We start from the raw sequence: 15,673 nt of genomic DNA on the forward strand, positions 1-15,673 counted from the left end.
TTATTTATTTGCCGAGGCGCCTTTTGGCGCGTCGCTACCGTGAGATAGCCGTCCTCCATGTTTGGTTCCAACGACGACAAGAAGACCCCAGCTGCGGCTGGTGAGAAGAAAAGCCTGTTCGGATGGCTGCGCAAAAAGCCGCAGGAACCCGTTGTCGAACAGCCACAGCCACTTTCTGAGCCAACCCCGGCACCGGTTATAGAGCAAAAGCCTGCGCCGATTGCCGAGCCGGTGCTGCAACCTGCGGCCGCGCTCGTACCTGAAACCGAAGTCGCGGCCCCATTGCCGCTGACGCCTGTTGCCACGCCGTGGCTGACGTTGCCGGTAGCGGAAGAGCCGGTGTCGCTGGTCGAAGATGAGCAAGCACCGCACATCACCCCGCCGATTCCGGCCCCGACTGCGTTTGCTCCGGAGCCGGTTCGGGCGCCAGTGGTTGAACCGGCAGCCGTTGCTCCCGTGTTCGTGGCCGAACCTGCACCGGTGGCTCCAGTGCCAGCATTTGTTGCTCCGGTTGCTCAAGCGCCAGAACCTGCACCTGCACCTGCACCGGTCATCGTTCCTGTTGCCGCCACACCGGTTGCGCCCCTCGAAACTCCAGTCGAGCCTGTGCGTACCGAAGAGACCAAAGCCGGTTTCTTCGCCCGTCTCAAGCAAGGCCTGTCCAAGACCAGCGCCAGCATTGGCGAGGGCATGGCCAGCCTGTTCCTCGGCAAGAAAATCATTGACGACGAGCTGCTCGAAGACATCGAAACCCGTCTGCTGACCGCCGATGTCGGCGTCGAAGCGACGTCGGTGATCATTCAGCGCCTGACTCAGAAAGTCGCCCGCAAGGAGCTGGCCGATGCCGATGCGCTGTACAAATCCCTGCAAGCCGAATTGGCAGCGATGCTCAAACCGGTCGAGCAGCCGCTGAAAATCACCTCGCAGAACAAGCCGTTCGTGATTCTGGTGGTCGGCGTCAACGGCGCCGGCAAAACCACCACCATCGGCAAGCTGGCGAAGAAGCTGCAACTGGAAGGCAAGAAAGTCATGCTCGCCGCCGGTGACACCTTCCGCGCCGCAGCGGTCGAGCAATTGCAGGTCTGGGGTGAGCGCAACAAGATCCCGGTGATCGCCCAGCACACCGGCGCAGACTCGGCTTCGGTGATCTTCGATGCGGTGCAAGCCGCCAAGGCCCGTGGCATTGACGTGCTGATCGCCGACACCGCCGGTCGCCTGCACACCAAAGACAATTTGATGGAAGAGTTGAAGAAGGTTCGCCGGGTGATCGGCAAACTCGACGCCGACGCGCCTCATGAGGTGCTGTTGGTGCTCGATGCCGGTACCGGCCAGAACGCCATCAACCAGGCCAAGCAATTCAACCAGACCGTCGAATTGACCGGCCTGGCGCTGACCAAACTCGACGGCACCGCCAAGGGCGGGGTGATTTTCGCCCTGGCCAAGCAGTTTGGCTTGCCGATCCGTTACATCGGCGTCGGCGAAGGCATCGACGATTTGCGTACTTTTGAAGCAGAACCCTTTGTCCAGGCATTGTTTGCCGAGCGGGAGCGTTCATGATTCGTTTCGAACAGGTCGGTAAACGCTACCCGAACGGTCACGTCGGCTTGCATGAGCTGAGCTTTCGAGTCCGTCGGGGCGAATTCTTGTTTGTCACCGGCCATTCCGGCGCCGGTAAAAGCACCTTGTTGCGGCTGTTGCTGGCCATGGAACGTCCGACCACCGGCAAATTGCTGCTGGCCGGGCAAGACCTGAGCACCATCAGCAACGCGCAGATTCCGTTCCTGCGCCGGCAGATCGGCGTGGTGTTCCAGAACCACCAGTTGCTGTTCGATCGCACGGTGTTCAATAACGTCGCGTTGCCATTGCAGATCCTTGGCCTGTCCAAGGCCGAGGTCGTCAAGCGCGTGGACTCGGCCCTGGAGCGCGTGGCGCTCTCGGACAAAACCGATCTCTACCCTGGCGACCTGTCTACCGGCCAGCAACAGCGCGTCGGCATCGCTCGCGCCATCGTTCACCGTCCGGCCTTGCTGCTGGCGGACGAACCGACCGGTAACCTCGATCCGCGTCTGGCGGCAGAAATCATGGGTGTGTTCGAAGACATCAACCGCTTGGGCACCAGCGTGCTGATCGCCAGTCACGACCTGGCGCTGATTGCCCGCATGCGTCACCGCATGCTGACCCTGCAGCGTGGCCGATTGATCGGCGACGGGGAGGCCGGTGTATGAGTGCGACACGTAGCCCCAAGGTTTCCGAGCGCGTGGCCCCGAAGGCCGCCGATCCGCAACCACAGCAGAAGAAAAAACGCGACGATGACGATGGCCCGGATTTCGCCACGCTGTTCCGCGCCTGGATCGAAAGTCATCGTGCCAGTTTGCTGGACAGCTTGCGTCGCTTGGGCAAGCACCCGATCGGCAGCTTTTTCACCTGTATGGTGATGGCTGTGGCCCTGAGCTTACCGATGGGCCTGTCACTTTTGCTGAATAACGTCGAGCGTCTGGGCGGTTCCTGGCAGCGTGCGGCGCAGATTTCCCTGTACCTGCAACTTGAGGCCAGCCCTGAGCAGGGCGAGTCGTTGCGCGAGCAGATCAAGGGCATGCCGGGCGTAGCGGATGCTGAATATGTGGGTCGCGATCAGGCACTGGAAGAGTTCCAGCAACAATCCGGACTGGGCGAAGCACTGAAGGAATTGCCGGAAAACCCGCTGCCGGGCGTAGTCCTGGTGACGCCGAAAGAGGTCGACAAGCCCGCGCTTGAAGCATTACGACAAAAACTTTCCGAATTGCCGAAGGTACAACAGGCGCAACTTGATCTAGTCTGGGTCGAGCGTCTGGCAGCCATCCTCAAGCTGGGTGACCGTTTTGTCTTCGGTCTGACCGTGCTTTTGGTTTCTGCATTACTTTTGGTGATAGGCAATACCATTCGTCTTCATATTGAAAACCGCCGCACAGAGATAGAAGTGATTAAACTCGTCGGCGGCACGGACAGTTATGTGCGCAGGCCCTTTCTGTACATGGGCGCGCTTTATGGCTTCGGTGCGGGGATTCTTTCCTGGGGCGTATTGGCGTTCGGCCTGAACTGGCTGAACGACGCGGTGGTTGGACTGGCCGGTTTGTACGGCAGTGATTTTGCGCTGGCCGGAGTGCCAGTTGCCGACGGTCTGTCGCTCTTGCTTGGCGCGGTGCTGTTGGGGTATATCGGTGCATGGATTGCAGTCGCACGCCACCTGCGGGAGCTTGCGCCAAAGTAATATCATTTTGCTCGTATTGACCTTTCAGCGTTTATGGGAACTTGTTTTTTGGTTTCCGGTCAATTTTCGCAGTGCTGAACTGCACGAGTTATGTAAGTCGGAGGTTTTTTCGTATGACCAATTCTTTGCAGCCTGCATATGCTCTGGTCCCGGGTGCGAACCTGGAGGCCTATGTGCACACGGTGAACAGCATTCCATTGCTGACGCCGGAGCAGGAGCGTGAACTGGCCGAGAGTCTCTATTATGAGCAGGATTTGGGGGCGGCTCGGCAGATGGTGCTCGCCCACCTGCGTTTTGTCGTACACATTGCCCGTAGCTATTCCGGTTACGGCCTGGCCCAGGCTGACCTGATCCAGGAAGGCAACGTCGGCCTGATGAAAGCGGTCAAGCGTTTCAACCCGGAAATGGGTGTGCGCCTGGTGTCCTTTGCGGTGCACTGGATCAAGGCGGAAATCCACGAGTTCATCCTGCGCAACTGGCGGATCGTCAAAGTCGCGACCACCAAGGCTCAGCGCAAGCTGTTCTTCAACCTGCGCAGCCAGAAGAAACGTCTGGCCTGGCTGAACAACGAGGAAGTCCATCGTGTGGCGGAAAGCCTCGGCGTAGAGCCGCGGGAAGTGCGCGAGATGGAAAGTCGCCTGACCGGCCATGACATGGCCTTCGACCCGGCCGCGGAAGCGGACGACGACAGTGCCTTCCAATCGCCGGCCAACTACCTGGAAGACCACCGGTACGACCCGGCCCGTCAACTGGAAGACGCCGACTGGAGCGACAACTCCAATCACAACCTGCACGAAGCGCTTGAAGTGCTGGACGACCGCAGCCGCGACATCCTCTACCAGCGCTGGCTGGCAGAAGAAAAAGCCACGCTGCACGACCTGGCGCAGAAGTACAACGTGTCGGCCGAGCGTATTCGTCAGCTCGAGAAGAGCGCGATGAACAAGCTCAAGTTGTCGATCGCCGCGTAACCCACGCGAAGGCAATAAAAAACGCCCCGATCATGATCGTCGATCATTGATCGGGGCGTTTTTGTTTGTGTCGAGTTATTGAGCCCACGGTGCCCGGCGCGAATCGTTGAGGCCGACCAGATAACTGTCCCCGCCCAACTGGCTCATCTGCTGACGAATCCACCCCGCCCGCCTTGCAACGTAAGAAGTCGGATGGCTGGCACTCCACACCCGCGGGTTCGGCAATACCGCCGCCAGCAAACTTGCCTGCTGCCGGGACAGCGAACCAGCGCCCACGCCAAAGTGATGCCGGGCCGCTGCTTCGGCGCCGAACACGCCTTCATCCCACTCGGCACTATTGAGGTACACCTCAAGAATCCGCTGCTTGGGCCAGAACACTTCGATCAACCCGGTAAACCAGGCTTCCAGGCCTTTACGCAGCCAGCTGCGGCCAGACCACAGAAAAAGGTTTTTCGACACTTGCTGGCTCAGGGTGCTGGCGCCGCGAATCGAGCCGCCGCGCTCGTTATGTGCAAACGCCGCCTGAATCGCGCTGAAATCAAAGCCCCAATGCTCGGGAAACTTCTGGTCTTCACCGGCAATCACCGCGACTTTCAGGTCGTCGGAGATTTCATCCCAGGGTTTCCAGGTGCGTTGCAGGTCGATGGGCTCGCCGTCGAACCAGGATTCGATCTTGCGCTCGACCATTAATGCCGTTCCCGGTGGCGGCACCACCCGAAACAGCAGAACCAGCAAAACGCTGCCGACCGCGAACCAGAGCAGGGCCTTTGTGAAACGACGGAAAATTAACTGCAGCATAGAGATGGCTTGGCCGAACCCGTTGAGCCGGCCATTATACAGACCCTGTTGATCGAGTCTGACTGGAGTTCTTCATGTTGCGTGGCTTTCTGATGCTGGCCGCTTTCTTCGGCTTCACCGGCGTTGCCTTGGGTGCATTCGCCGCTCACGGCCTGAAAAACCGCCTGACGCCTGAGTATTTGGCGATTTTCCACACGGGCGTCACTTATCAATTGGTGCATACCCTGGCGTTACTGGGTGTGGCGCTGTTGGCGACGCAGATTCCCGGTCGTCTGATTACCTGGGCCGGTGCGTCGTTTGCCATCGGCATTGTGTTGTTTTCCGGCAGCCTGTACCTGCTGACGATGACCGGCGTCAGCAAGCTTGGGATCGTCACACCGTTCGGCGGTCTCGCGTTTCTGGTCGGCTGGGTTTGCCTGGGGCTTGCCGCCTGGCGGTTGAGCTGACCACGCGGTCCATTTCGTGACGAATGGCTTGGGTCGTCAAGTCTGATCGGGCTAGAATGCCAGCCCCTAAAAATGATGGCGGCATTCGGCATGCGCATTCAGTTGAACGGCGAATCCCTTGAACTGCCCGACGGTGAAACCGTTGCGGCCCTGCTGACCCGTCTGGAACTGACCGGGCGCCGGGTGGCGGTCGAGCTCAATCTGGATATCGTCCCGCGCAGCCAGCACGCTGAAACCACGCTGAACGACGGCGACTCGGTCGAAGTGGTACACGCCATCGGCGGCGGCTAGCCGTCTGGCCCGAGCGGCCACAGAATCATTGTGCAAGAACCTCACCCCAACAGAGGATTTCCCATGAGCATCGTTCGTAGCGACAAGCCCTTCGTCCTGGCCGGTCGTACTTACCAGTCGCGTTTGCTGGTAGGCACCGGCAAGTACCGTGACATGGAAGAAACCCGCCTGGCCATCGAGGCTTCGGGGGCCGAGATCGTCACCTTCGCTGTGCGCCGGACCAACCTCGGCCAGAACCCGGGCGAACCGAACCTGCTCGAAGTCCTGTCGCCGGATCGCTACACCTTCCTGCCGAACACTGCCGGTTGCTACGACGCCATTGAAGCCGTGCGCACCTGCCGCCTGGCCCGTGAGCTGCTCGACGGCCACAACCTGGTGAAGCTGGAAGTGCTGGCGGATCAGAAAACCCTGTTCCCCAACGTGATCGAAACCCTCAAGGCCGCCGAAGTGCTGGTCAAGGAAGGCTTCGACGTGATGGTGTACACCAGCGATGATCCGATCATTGCCCGTCAACTGGCGGAAATCGGCTGTATCGCGGTCATGCCGCTGGCTGGTCTGATCGGCTCGGGCCTGGGGATCTGCAACCCGTACAACCTGCAGATCATCCTCGAAGAAGCGAAAATTCCGGTGCTGGTGGATGCCGGTGTCGGTACTGCCTCCGACGCCACCATCGCCATGGAGCTGGGCTGTGAAGCGGTGCTGATGAACTCGGCCATCGCCCATGCCCAGCAGCCGATCATGATGGCCGAAGCCATGAAACACGCCATCGTGGCAGGTCGTCTGGCCTACCTCGCCGGCCGCATGCCGAAAAAACTCTATGCCAGCGCCTCCTCGCCGCTGGATGGTCTGATCAAGTAAGAGCCATTGATGACTGAATCAAACGACACGCCTATCCAGCAGGAAGAAGGCGAAGAGCGCCAACACCGCCGCATCAAGAGTTTCGTGATGCGCGCCGGGCGCATGACCGAAGGCCAGCAACGCGGTCTGGAGCAGGGTGCTCCATTGTTCGTACTGCCTTTGGCCGATGCGCCGGTGGATTTCGATCAGGTGTTCGGCCGTTCGGCACCACGCTCGCTGGAAATCGGTTTCGGCATGGGCCATTCGCTGCTGGAAATGGCTGCGGCCTCGCCGGAGCAGGATTTCATTGGCGTTGAGGTTCACCGTCCAGGTGTCGGCGCGCTGCTCAATGGTGTGCTGACTCAGGGCCTGACCAACCTGCGTGTCTACGATTGCGATGCGATCGAAGTGCTCAACCGTTGCATTGCCGACAACAGCCTCGACCGCCTGATGCTGTTTTTCCCGGATCCGTGGCACAAGAGCCGTCACCACAAGCGTCGTATCGTTCAGGCGTCGTTCGCTGAGCTGGTGCGTAGCAAGTTGAAGGTCGGCGGTGTGTTGCACATGGCCACCGACTGGGAACCGTACGCCGAGTACATGCTGGAAGTGATGAACGTCGCCCCGGGCTATCGCAACCTCGCCGAAGACGGCAAATGCGTGCCGCGCCCGGCCGAACGCCCGATCACCAAGTTCGAACGCCGCGGCGAACGTCTTGGGCATGGCGTGTGGGACCTGAAGTTCGAGAAGCAGTCCTGATTGACCTGGAACCTGTAGGAGCGAGGCTTGCCCGCGAACGGGACGCCGCGGTGTAACTGATACACCGTGTCATCGTTCTTCGCGGGCAAGCCTCGCTCCTACGGGATTTTTATTAGGTTCTAAGTCAGCGGCGGTCTGCGACCACGCCGATTAACACCAGCACCACCAACAACACCGGTGCCAGGCTGTAGTTGTTGAACTGGCTCAGGCCTTTGATGATCCATGGCGTGGCATAGATCAGCGCCACGCCGCTGCCGACCATGCACAGCAGGGCCATCAGCGGGATGCGCAAGGCGCCGGCGATGCTGCCCAGGCGTTGCTCGACCCAGCCCTTGAGGTCGGCGCCAAACAGCACCAGCAGGCAGCCCACCAGTGCCAGAGAGATTTCCGACAGGTTGCTACGGCTCCAACGGGACACGGTGGCGAGCAGGTCGAGTACCAGATCCATTCGATTTCCTTATGTCAGAAAAGTCTGCAGCAAGTCATTGAGAAAGAGTTGTCCGCGCATCGTGGCTGCCAGACGTGACGGTTCGACCTGCAACAAGCCACTTTGTTCGGCCTCGCGGCGCCCTTCTGCAAGGCTTTCCAGTGGCAGCCCGGTGCGCTCCGGATACAACCGCGCTTCGACGCCCTCGGTCAGGCGCAAGGCGTTCATCAGGAACTCGAACGGCAGTTCTTCGTTGGTCAGTGCCTTCTCGCCAGCCTTGAAGCTTTTGGCCGGATTGAGGTAATCCTTCGGCAGGCGAGTCTTCCAGGTGCGCACGATACGCCCGTCCGGATGGCTGAGCTTGCCGTGGGCACCGGCGCCGATGCCGATGAAGTCGCCGAAACTCCAGTAATTGAGGTTATGCCGCGCCGGACGGCCGGGCTGGGCATAGGCCGAGACTTCGTATTGCGCGTAACCGTGCTCGGCCAACAGCGCCTGACCGGCCTCTTGAATGTCCCACAGGGCGTCATCTTCCGGCAGCGTCGGCGGCTGGTTCCAGAACACCGTGTTCGGCTCCAGCGTCAGCTGATACCAGGACAGGTGCGTCGGCTTCAGGGCGATGGCCTGGCGCAGGTCGCTCAGAGCGTCGTCCAGAGACTGATCGGGCAAGCCGTGCATCAGGTCCAGATTGAAGTTGTCGAAGCCGGCCTCACGGGCCATGCCAGCGGCACGCACGGCTTCATCGCCGTTGTGAATCCGCCCCAGGGCCTTGAGTTTCTCTTCCTGAAAACTCTGGATGCCGATCGACAGGCGATTGATACCCAGCGCCCGGTAGGCGCGGAATTTCTCCTGCTCGAACGTTCCGGGGTTGGCTTCCAGGGTGATTTCAATGTCGCTGGCGAACGGAATGCGTTGTTCGACACCCTTGAGCAAACGGCCCAACGCCTCGGCGCTGAACAGGCTCGGCGTGCCGCCGCCGAAGAAGATCGAGCTCAGCTCGCGGCCATAGACCGCATGCAGGTCCTGATCGAGGTCGGCGAGCAAGGCGTCCACATACTCTTGTTCCGGCAGCACCGGGCTGGCGGTGTGGGAGTTGAAGTCGCAATAAGGGCATTTACGCACACACCACGGGATGTGGATGTACAGCGCCAGGGGCGGCAGCACAGGCAAAGCGGCCCGAGGCGATTGCGCGCCGCCGAAGATCAGCGGCGACGCGGACGATTCAATGGTCATTTCAAGCCCAGACGCTGGCGCAGCAGATCCATTGCACGGGCGCGGTGACTGATCTGGTTCTTGTCGCTGGGCTTAAGCTCGGCGCTGGAGCACTCGCGTTCCGGCACCCAGAACAGTGGATCGTAGCCAAAGCCGTGTTCACCACTGGCCTGGGTCAGGATGCGCCCATGCCACAGGCCTTCGCAGAGGATCGGCAACGGATCGTCGGCATGACGCACCAGCGCCAATACGCAGACGAATTGCGCGCCGCGCTCGGCTTGCGGCACGTCTTTCATGACGTCGAGCAGTTTGGCGTTGTTCGCCGCATCGCCCTTGCCGTCAGCGTAACGGGCCGAATAGATACCCGGCGCACCGCCGAGGAAATCCACCGCCAGCCCCGAATCGTCGGCCAGTGCCGGCAGGCCGGAAATGCGCGAGGCGTTGCGGGCCTTGAGAATGGCGTTTTCGACGAACGACAGGCCGGTTTCTTCAGGCTCGACGCTGCTGAACTCGCCGATCGAGCGCAAGTGCACCGACTCGCCGAGCATGGCCTGGAGTTCCTTGAGTTTGCCGGCGTTATGGCTGGCCAGTACGAGTTGCGTGAAATTGATCATTCGCCGGGGAAGAGCTCTTGGTTGAAATTGATGGTGTTGATTTTGTCACCGGTCTGCACCTTGATTTCAAAGGTGCGGACTTCCTGCTGATCCACCGGATACTGGGCGATGTAGTAGACCGCGCCTGTTTCGGTAATCTGTTTGAACTTCAATGGAACGCTTTGGCTGGTCAGGTCTTTGACCGTCCCGCTGACTTGCGCCGTTTGCGGTTTGCCGTCCTTGAGTACCGAGATATTGATCACGCCCTGGTTTTTGCTGCGGATCAGCTCGGCCGCTTTGGCAATGTCCGGTGTCAGGAAGGTCGAATTGAAGGTGTTGTAATGCACCGTCACGTCGCCAAAAGTTTCCTTGCGCTCGCCTTTGATGACATCGGCGGCCATGGCGGTGACGCTCAGGCAGGCAGTGAGTAAAAACAGCGCTAGACGACCCATGATCGTTCTCCTCGAAGTGTCGTGATTCAGACCGCGACCTTGTGGTCCGGCAGACCGGGGCTGCTGACGCGATAGATACCGATCTCACCTAACAGATTAGGCCATAGCTTACTGGCCCACCCGTGTCGATGCTGTTGATCCACGGCAAGTCGATCAATGACCTTGGCTTCACGTTCGCGACACAGCGCTTCAAAGTCTTCGAAGGTGCAGAAGTGAATGTTTGGCGTGTTGTACCAGGTGTACGGCAGAAACTCCGAAACCGGCATCCGGCCCTTGCTCGCCAGGTACCAGCGGCAGCGCCAGTGACCGAAGTTGGGGAAGGTGATGATGCATTGGCGACCGACCCGCAGCATTTCGTCGAGGATCTTGTCCGGGTAATGCACGGCTTGCAGGGCCTGGGTCATGACCACGATGTCGAAGCTGTTGCTGGCAAAGTTGCCCAGGCCCTTGTCCAGGTCCTGCTCGATGACGTTGATGCCCTTGGCCACGCACTCGGCAATGTTGTCCGGGTCGTTTTCCAGGCCATAGCCGGTGACCTGCTTGTGGTCACGCAGCCAGGTCAGCAGCTCGCCGTCACCGCAGCCGAGGTCGAGCACGCGGCTGCCGGCGGGGATCCATTCCTGGATGATTTCCAGATCGGCTCTCATGTCTTCCTCAAAGCGATATGCGGTTCATGTAATTGCTGAAGGCCTGCAAGTAACGCGGGATCGGAATCAGGAAGGCATCGTGGCCTTGCGGAGCATCGATCTCCAGGTAGCAGACGTCTTTCCTGGCCGCCATCAGCGCGTCCACCAGCTCCCGCGAGCGGGCAGGGGAGAAGCGCCAGTCGGTGGTGAAGGACATCACGCAGAACTTGGCCTGGGCATTGGCGAAGGTTTTCGCCAGGTCATCGTCGAAATTCGCCGCCGGGTCGAAGTAGTCCAGCGCCTTGGTCATCAACAGGTAGGTGTTGGCGTCGAAACGTCCGGAAAACTCCTCGCCCTGATACCGCAGGTAGCTTTCGACCTGGAACTCGACGCTGTGGAAGTCGTAGTTGAGCTTTTCACTCTTCAGGCCGCGACCGAATTTCTCGCCCATGGAGTCGTCGGACAGGTAAGTGATGTGCCCGACCATCCGCGCCAGCATCAGCCCGCGCTTGGGTATCACGCCCGCTTCCTGGAACGAACCGCCGTGGAACTCCGGGTCGGTGAGGATCGCCTGGCGTGCGACTTCGTTGAACGCGATGTTCTGTGCCGACAGTTTCGGCGCCGAGGCGATGGCCAGGCAGTGACGCACGCGGTCAGGATAAGTGATGGTCCACTGCAAGGCCTGCATGCCACCGAGGCTGCCGCCGATCACCGCCGCCCATTGGCCGATGCCGAGCAGGTCGGCGAGGCGTGCCTGGCTGTGCACCCAGTCTTCTACGGTCAGTACCGGGAAGTCGGCGCCGAACGGCTTGCCGGTTTCCGGGTTGACGCTGCTGGGGCCGGTGGAACCGTTGCAACCGCCGAGGTTGTTCAGGCTGACCACGAAGAATTTGTTGGTGTCGATCGGCTTGCCGGGGCCGATGCAGCTGTCCCACCAACCGGGTTTGCGGTCGTCGGGGCTGTGGAAGCCGGCGGCGTGATGGTGACCGGACAAGGCGTGGCAGATCAGCACGGCATTGCTCGCCGTGGCGTTCAGCGTGCCATAGGTTTCATAGATCAGGTCATAAGCTGGCAGCGAACGGCCGCAGGCCAGGGCCAGCGGTTCACTGAAGTGCGCCACTTGCGGCGTCACCAGACCAACAGAATCGGGGGGAAAGGCAGCTGGCATCGACCCTGCTCTCATTGAAATGAGGCGTAAGTCTAAAGACCGCTGCCCGTAGCAGCAAGCGACGGCCAACGATCGTTCCCACGCTCTGCGTGGGAATGCCGCCATGGACGCTCTGCGTCCGCTTTGGTGGTGACGCGGAGCGTCACGGGATGCATTCCCACGCGGAGCGTGGGAATGATCAGGGTGGTGTCAGATCGGGTAGCTCCGGCAGCGTCTTCGGCGAACAGATCCGCACCCGCTTCTGCCGGTTCAACTCGCCGCTGATCAGGCTCACCTGGCTCTTGGAAACCCCGAACGCCTTGGCCAGAAACGCCATCAGGTACGCATTGGCCTTGCCCTCGACCGGCGGCGCCGTCAGGCGGATCTTCAGGCGATCACCGTGCAGCCCGGCGAAATCATCGCTGCGGGCCGCAGGTTGCAGGTGACAGTCCAGAATCAGGTCATCACCGTCCCAGCGAAAGTAGCTCACCGGGTCAGATCAGCAGGCGCAGGATTTGCGGCATCATGGTCAAGGCCGCGAGGTTGTTGATCACCAGCATGTCGATCAGCTTGAGCACCATGAACGCCAGGATCGGCGAGATATCCAGGCCGCCGAGGTTTGGCAGAATCTTGCGGAACGGCGCCAGGGCCGGCTCGCAGATCTGGTTCACCAGCTCGGCGCCGGGGTTATGGCTGCCCGGTGCGACCCAGGACAGGATCACGCTGATGATCAGGGCATAGAAGAAGATATTCAGGAACAGCGCCGTTACGCCGATCAGCGACCAGATCAGCAATTGCAGAGGGTTGCCGGTGGTGCCGAAGGTTAGCAGCAGGGTCAGCGCCATCAACGCCAGTTGCACGAGGATCGCCAGCACCAGCGAGGACATGTCCAGGCCGAACAGGCTCGGGATGATCCGGCGCAGCGGCTTGAGCAGTGGCTGGGTAGCTTTTACGGCGAACTGGCACAGCGGGTTGTAGAAGTTTGCGCGCACCAGTTGCAGCACGAAACGCAGCAGCACGATCAGCAGGTACAGACTGCCGAGGGTTTGCAGCACGTAAATCGCTGCAGTGTTCAATCCAATCATGTAAGGCTCCTTATTTGCCCAGTTGTTCGGCCATCTCGGCCGAGCGGTGCGCGGCGGCGCCGAGTGCTTTTTCCACCAGGGCTTCGAAACCGCCGGCCTGGAACGACTTGATCGCCGCTTCCGTGGTGCCCGCAGGCGAGGTCACGCGGCGACGTAGTTCAGCCGCGTCGACATCACTGGCGACCGCCATGTGTGCGGCGCCCAACGCGGTTTGCACGGTCAGTCGTGCAGCGGTTTCCGGTGGCAGGCCGAGCTTCACGCCAGCGGCGGTCATGGCTTCGATCAGCAGGAAGAAATACGCAGGGCCCGAGCCGGAAACGGCAGTGACCGCGTCCAGTTGCTGTTCTTCGTCCAGCCACAAAGCGATGCCGACTGCCGACAGCAGCTCTTGCGCCTGCTGGCGTTGCTCGGTGCTCACTTGGGCCGTGGCATACAAGCCGCTCACGCCCTGACGCACCAGCGCCGGGGTGTTGGGCATGCAGCGCACAATCGGCTGGGCACCCAGCCAGTTGTTCATGCTGGCGCAGGTGATGCCGGCCGCAATCGACACCACCAGCTGGTTCGGCTTGAGGCTTGGGCGAATGGCTTCGCAAACGGCTTTCATCGCCTGTGGCTTGACCGCCAGCACGACCACGTCCACGCCCTGAATGGCTTCGGCGTTGTCGGCAAACATTTCGATGCCGTGTTCGGCGTGCACCCGGGCACGAGTTTCTTCACCCGGATCGCTGGCGCGGATCTGCGCGGCGTCCAGACCTTTGGCGCGCAGGCCGCCGATCAGGCTGGCGGCCATGTTGCCGGCTCCGATAAAGGCAATACGAGTCTTGCTCATGTCAGGTCCTTATAGAGAGGTGAGTCAGCCATGTTCATGGTCGACTGTAATCGCGGGCGCCAAACAGGGCCGTACCGATGCGGACCCAAGTGGCGCCCTGGGCGATGGCCGACTCGAGGTCATGGCTCATGCCCATGGAAAGTGTGTCGAGTGGCAGGTTCAGGCTGGCTTGCAGGCGCTGCACGGCAGCAAAGGCGGCATCCTGGGCGGCGCGATCTTCAGTCGGCTCGGGAATCGCCATCAGCCCGCGCAATTTCAAACGCGGCAGCGCGCTGATGGCATCGGCCAGGGCGGGCAGGTCGGCCGGGGTGCAGCCAGATTTGCTGGCTTCACCACTGACGTTGACCTGGATGCAGATGTTCAAGGACGGCAAATCGGCAGGGCGCTGTTCGGACAGGCGTTGTGCGATTTTCAAACGATCCACGGAGTGCACCCAGTCGAAATGCTCGGCGATAGCACGAGTCTTGTTCGATTGAATGGGGCCGATGAAGTGCCAGATCAAGGGCAGGTCGGCCAATTCGAGCTGTTTGCCCAAGGCTTCCTGCAGGTAGTTTTCGCCAAAGTCGCGGATCCCGGCGGCATAGGCTTCACGCAGGGCCTCGGCGGGCTTGGTTTTGCTCACGGCCAGTAGCTGGATGCTGTGTTCGTCACGCTTTGCGGCTAGGGCCGCAGCGTGGATGCGTGAACTAACCTGAGCGATGTTGTCTGCTATCGTGGACATTCAAGAGGCGCCAGCGGGTCTGAGGTTCGCGGCATTCTACTGGAATTGAGGAGCGCTATGGATATCACTGAGCTGCTGGCTTTCAGCGCCAAACAGGGCGCGTCCGACCTGCACCTGTCCGCCGGTCTGCCACCGATGATCCGTGTCGATGGCGATGTGCGACGCATCAACTTGCCGGCCCTGGACCACAAGGAGGTGCATGAGCTGATCTACGACATCATGAACGACCTCCAGCGGGTGGACTTCGAGAAGCATCTTGAAACCGACTTTTCCTTCGAAGTGCCCGGCGTGGCTCGTTTTCGGGTCAATGCCTTCAATCAGAATCGTGGCGCGGGCGCGGTATTCCGGACGATTCCGTCAAAGGTCCTGAGCATGGATGACCTGGGCATGGGGGAAGTGTTTCGCAAGATTACCGAAGCGCCCCGGGGCCTGGTGCTGGTGACCGGTCCGACCGGTTCCGGCAAGTCCACCACGCTGGCGGCGATGATCGATTACCTGAACAACCATCGCCATCACCACATCCTCACCATCGAAGACCCCATCGAGTTCGTCCACGAATCGCGCAAATGCCTGATCAATCAGCGTGAAGTCCATCGCGACACCCGCAGCTTTGCCACGGCCCTGCGCTCGGCCCTGCGTGAAGACCCGGATGTGATTCTGGTCGGGGAAATGCGTGACCTGGAGACCATTCGGCTGGCACTGACCGCTGCCGAGACCGGCCACCTGGTGTTCGGCACGCTGCACACCACATCGGCGGCAAAAACCATCGACCGGGTGGTGGACGTGTTTCCGGGGGACGAGAAATCGATGGTGCGCTCGATGCTCTCCGAGTCGTTGCTGGCGGTGGTGTCTCAGACTTTGATCAAGAAAATCGGCGGCGGGAGGATTGCCGCCCACGAAATCATGCTCGGCACCTCGGCGATCCGTAACCTGATCCGTGAAGACAAGGTGGCGCAGATGTACTCGTCGATTCAGACCGGAGGGTCGCTGGGGATGCAGACGCTGGATATGTGCCTTAAGGAGCTGGTCACCAAAGGCGTGATCAGCCGCGAGCATGCGCGGGAGAAGGCGCGCTCACCGGATAACTTCTGAAGGAAGTTGATCGTTCCCACGCTCTGCGTGGGAACGCCTCAATGGACGCTCCGCGTCCGCTTTGGCAGGGGGACGCGGAGCGTCCCGGGCTGCATTCCCACGCAGAGCGTCACTAGTGTCCGGTAAAAACTAAAGGGGGAGCTTGC

Annotated in this window: 20 protein-coding genes; 9 read left to right on the forward strand and 11 right to left on the reverse strand. The window is 60.7% G+C overall.

Going from position 1 to position 15,673, the window contains the following annotated elements:
• Window positions 1-57 precede the first annotated feature (57 nt).
• From ftsY to rpoH, 4 genes are all read left to right on the forward strand, one after another.
• On the forward strand, window positions 58-1,557 hold the full coding sequence (ftsY, locus tag AC1RO5_RS29085) for a signal recognition particle-docking protein FtsY (protein WP_493179136.1): 1,500 nt from the start codon (window positions 58-60) through the stop codon (window positions 1,555-1,557).
• The gene (gene ftsE, locus AC1RO5_RS29090; protein ID WP_018928694.1) at window positions 1,554-2,225 is read left to right on the forward strand and encodes a cell division ATP-binding protein FtsE; all 672 of its coding nucleotides are present in this window, start codon (window positions 1,554-1,556) and stop codon (window positions 2,223-2,225) included. Before ftsY ends, ftsE begins: the two co-directional genes overlap by 4 nt.
• Window positions 2,222-3,247 (forward strand): permease-like cell division protein FtsX, encoded by a 1,026-nt coding sequence (ftsX, locus tag AC1RO5_RS29095; protein ID WP_493179137.1) that lies wholly within the window; start codon window positions 2,222-2,224, stop codon window positions 3,245-3,247. The genes ftsE and ftsX overlap by 4 nt, the downstream gene beginning before the upstream one ends.
• Before the next feature lie 113 nt (window positions 3,248-3,360).
• On the forward strand, window positions 3,361-4,215 hold the full coding sequence (gene rpoH, locus AC1RO5_RS29100) for an RNA polymerase sigma factor RpoH (RefSeq protein ID WP_007897890.1): 855 nt from the start codon (window positions 3,361-3,363) through the stop codon (window positions 4,213-4,215).
• Window positions 4,216-4,290: 75 nt separating this feature from the next.
• Here rpoH and mtgA read toward each other — a convergent pair whose 3' ends face one another.
• Window positions 4,291-5,013, reverse strand: a complete 723-nt coding sequence (mtgA, locus tag AC1RO5_RS29105) for a monofunctional biosynthetic peptidoglycan transglycosylase (RefSeq protein ID WP_493179139.1) — start codon at window positions 5,011-5,013, stop codon at window positions 4,291-4,293.
• A gap of 74 nt (window positions 5,014-5,087) precedes the next feature.
• On the opposite strand from mtgA, the gene AC1RO5_RS29110 reads away from it, so the two are divergent.
• From AC1RO5_RS29110 to trmB, 4 genes are all read left to right on the forward strand, one after another.
• Window positions 5,088-5,459 (forward strand): DUF423 domain-containing protein, encoded by a 372-nt coding sequence (locus AC1RO5_RS29110; protein WP_019650216.1) that lies wholly within the window; start codon window positions 5,088-5,090, stop codon window positions 5,457-5,459.
• Window positions 5,460-5,549: 90 nt separating this feature from the next.
• Window positions 5,550-5,750 (forward strand): sulfur carrier protein ThiS, encoded by a 201-nt coding sequence (gene thiS / locus AC1RO5_RS29115; RefSeq protein ID WP_007897898.1) that lies wholly within the window; start codon window positions 5,550-5,552, stop codon window positions 5,748-5,750.
• Window positions 5,751-5,813: 63 nt separating this feature from the next.
• Entirely contained in the window at window positions 5,814-6,608 is a 795-nt protein-coding gene (locus AC1RO5_RS29120; RefSeq protein WP_007939343.1) for a thiazole synthase, read from the forward strand.
• A gap of 9 nt (window positions 6,609-6,617) precedes the next feature.
• Entirely contained in the window at window positions 6,618-7,343 is a 726-nt protein-coding gene (gene trmB, locus AC1RO5_RS29125; protein ID WP_018928698.1) for a tRNA (guanosine(46)-N7)-methyltransferase TrmB, read from the forward strand.
• A 124-nt stretch (window positions 7,344-7,467) separates the two neighbouring features.
• Here trmB and AC1RO5_RS29130 read toward each other — a convergent pair whose 3' ends face one another.
• The 10 genes from AC1RO5_RS29130 to AC1RO5_RS29175 form a co-directional block, all read right to left on the reverse strand.
• On the reverse strand, window positions 7,468-7,791 hold the full coding sequence (locus AC1RO5_RS29130; protein ID WP_019650219.1) for a DUF3392 domain-containing protein: 324 nt from the start codon (window positions 7,789-7,791) through the stop codon (window positions 7,468-7,470).
• A 9-nt stretch (window positions 7,792-7,800) separates the two neighbouring features.
• A complete protein-coding gene (gene hemW / locus AC1RO5_RS29135) occupies window positions 7,801-9,003 on the reverse strand; it encodes a radical SAM family heme chaperone HemW (protein WP_493179141.1) in 1,203 nt (400 codons plus the stop codon).
• Complete coding sequence (gene rdgB, locus AC1RO5_RS29140; RefSeq protein ID WP_007939349.1) at window positions 9,000-9,596, reverse strand: RdgB/HAM1 family non-canonical purine NTP pyrophosphatase; 597 nt, start codon at window positions 9,594-9,596, stop codon at window positions 9,000-9,002. Before rdgB ends, hemW begins: the two co-directional genes overlap by 4 nt.
• Window positions 9,593-10,027: a DUF4426 domain-containing protein gene (locus AC1RO5_RS29145; protein ID WP_019650221.1), complete on the reverse strand. Its 435-nt coding sequence runs from the start codon at window positions 10,025-10,027 to the stop codon at window positions 9,593-9,595. The genes rdgB and AC1RO5_RS29145 overlap by 4 nt, the downstream gene beginning before the upstream one ends.
• 26 nt (window positions 10,028-10,053) lie before the next feature.
• Window positions 10,054-10,674 (reverse strand): methionine biosynthesis protein MetW, encoded by a 621-nt coding sequence (gene metW, locus AC1RO5_RS29150; protein ID WP_007939351.1) that lies wholly within the window; start codon window positions 10,672-10,674, stop codon window positions 10,054-10,056.
• A 7-nt stretch (window positions 10,675-10,681) separates the two neighbouring features.
• The gene (gene metX, locus AC1RO5_RS29155; protein ID WP_413695854.1) at window positions 10,682-11,821 is read right to left on the reverse strand and encodes a homoserine O-succinyltransferase MetX; all 1,140 of its coding nucleotides are present in this window, start codon (window positions 11,819-11,821) and stop codon (window positions 10,682-10,684) included.
• A gap of 178 nt (window positions 11,822-11,999) precedes the next feature.
• Window positions 12,000-12,290 (reverse strand): DUF167 domain-containing protein, encoded by a 291-nt coding sequence (locus AC1RO5_RS29160; RefSeq protein WP_493179142.1) that lies wholly within the window; start codon window positions 12,288-12,290, stop codon window positions 12,000-12,002.
• 4 nt (window positions 12,291-12,294) lie between these two features.
• Window positions 12,295-12,885, reverse strand: coding sequence for a YggT family protein (locus tag AC1RO5_RS29165; protein ID WP_019580613.1), 591 nt, complete (start codon window positions 12,883-12,885; stop codon window positions 12,295-12,297).
• Between the two features lie 10 nt (window positions 12,886-12,895).
• A complete protein-coding gene (gene proC, locus AC1RO5_RS29170; RefSeq protein WP_493179144.1) occupies window positions 12,896-13,714 on the reverse strand; it encodes a pyrroline-5-carboxylate reductase in 819 nt (272 codons plus the stop codon).
• 34 nt (window positions 13,715-13,748) lie between these two features.
• Window positions 13,749-14,435: a YggS family pyridoxal phosphate-dependent enzyme gene (locus AC1RO5_RS29175; protein ID WP_493179145.1), complete on the reverse strand. Its 687-nt coding sequence runs from the start codon at window positions 14,433-14,435 to the stop codon at window positions 13,749-13,751.
• 57 nt (window positions 14,436-14,492) lie between these two features.
• Between AC1RO5_RS29175 and AC1RO5_RS29180 the strand changes: the two genes are divergently transcribed.
• On the forward strand, window positions 14,493-15,527 hold the full coding sequence (locus tag AC1RO5_RS29180; protein ID WP_007897938.1) for a type IV pilus twitching motility protein PilT: 1,035 nt from the start codon (window positions 14,493-14,495) through the stop codon (window positions 15,525-15,527).
• Window positions 15,528-15,673: the final 146 nt, after the last annotated feature.

The organism is Pseudomonas sp. GW822-FHT02G04 (assembly GCF_058802085.1).

Coding starts and splice junctions, on each gene's coding strand:
- AC1RO5_RS29145 (WP_019650221.1), bottom strand. CDS start 10,027: ATGGGTCGTCTAGCGCTGTTTTTACTCACTGCCTGCCTGAGCGTCACC.
- ftsE (WP_018928694.1), top strand. CDS start 1,554: ATGATTCGTTTCGAACAGGTCGGTAAACGCTACCCGAACGGTCACGTC.
- AC1RO5_RS29110 (WP_019650216.1), top strand. CDS start 5,088: ATGTTGCGTGGCTTTCTGATGCTGGCCGCTTTCTTCGGCTTCACCGGC.
- thiS (WP_007897898.1), top strand. CDS start 5,550: ATGCGCATTCAGTTGAACGGCGAATCCCTTGAACTGCCCGACGGTGAA.
- AC1RO5_RS29120 (WP_007939343.1), top strand. CDS start 5,814: ATGAGCATCGTTCGTAGCGACAAGCCCTTCGTCCTGGCCGGTCGTACT.
- mtgA (WP_493179139.1), bottom strand. CDS start 5,013: ATGCTGCAGTTAATTTTCCGTCGTTTCACAAAGGCCCTGCTCTGGTTC.
- AC1RO5_RS29180 (WP_007897938.1), top strand. CDS start 14,493: ATGGATATCACTGAGCTGCTGGCTTTCAGCGCCAAACAGGGCGCGTCC.
- AC1RO5_RS29130 (WP_019650219.1), bottom strand. CDS start 7,791: ATGGATCTGGTACTCGACCTGCTCGCCACCGTGTCCCGTTGGAGCCGT.
- rdgB (WP_007939349.1), bottom strand. CDS start 9,596: ATGATCAATTTCACGCAACTCGTACTGGCCAGCCATAACGCCGGCAAA.
- ftsX (WP_493179137.1), top strand. CDS start 2,222: ATGAGTGCGACACGTAGCCCCAAGGTTTCCGAGCGCGTGGCCCCGAAG.
- metW (WP_007939351.1), bottom strand. CDS start 10,674: ATGAGAGCCGATCTGGAAATCATCCAGGAATGGATCCCCGCCGGCAGC.
- hemW (WP_493179141.1), bottom strand. CDS start 9,003: ATGACCATTGAATCGTCCGCGTCGCCGCTGATCTTCGGCGGCGCGCAA.
- AC1RO5_RS29175 (WP_493179145.1), bottom strand. CDS start 14,435: ATGTCCACGATAGCAGACAACATCGCTCAGGTTAGTTCACGCATCCAC.
- proC (WP_493179144.1), bottom strand. CDS start 13,714: ATGAGCAAGACTCGTATTGCCTTTATCGGAGCCGGCAACATGGCCGCC.
- metX (WP_413695854.1), bottom strand. CDS start 11,821: ATGCCAGCTGCCTTTCCCCCCGATTCTGTTGGTCTGGTGACGCCGCAA.
- ftsY (WP_493179136.1), top strand. CDS start 58: ATGTTTGGTTCCAACGACGACAAGAAGACCCCAGCTGCGGCTGGTGAG.
- rpoH (WP_007897890.1), top strand. CDS start 3,361: ATGACCAATTCTTTGCAGCCTGCATATGCTCTGGTCCCGGGTGCGAAC.
- trmB (WP_018928698.1), top strand. CDS start 6,618: ATGACTGAATCAAACGACACGCCTATCCAGCAGGAAGAAGGCGAAGAG.
- AC1RO5_RS29165 (WP_019580613.1), bottom strand. CDS start 12,885: ATGATTGGATTGAACACTGCAGCGATTTACGTGCTGCAAACCCTCGGC.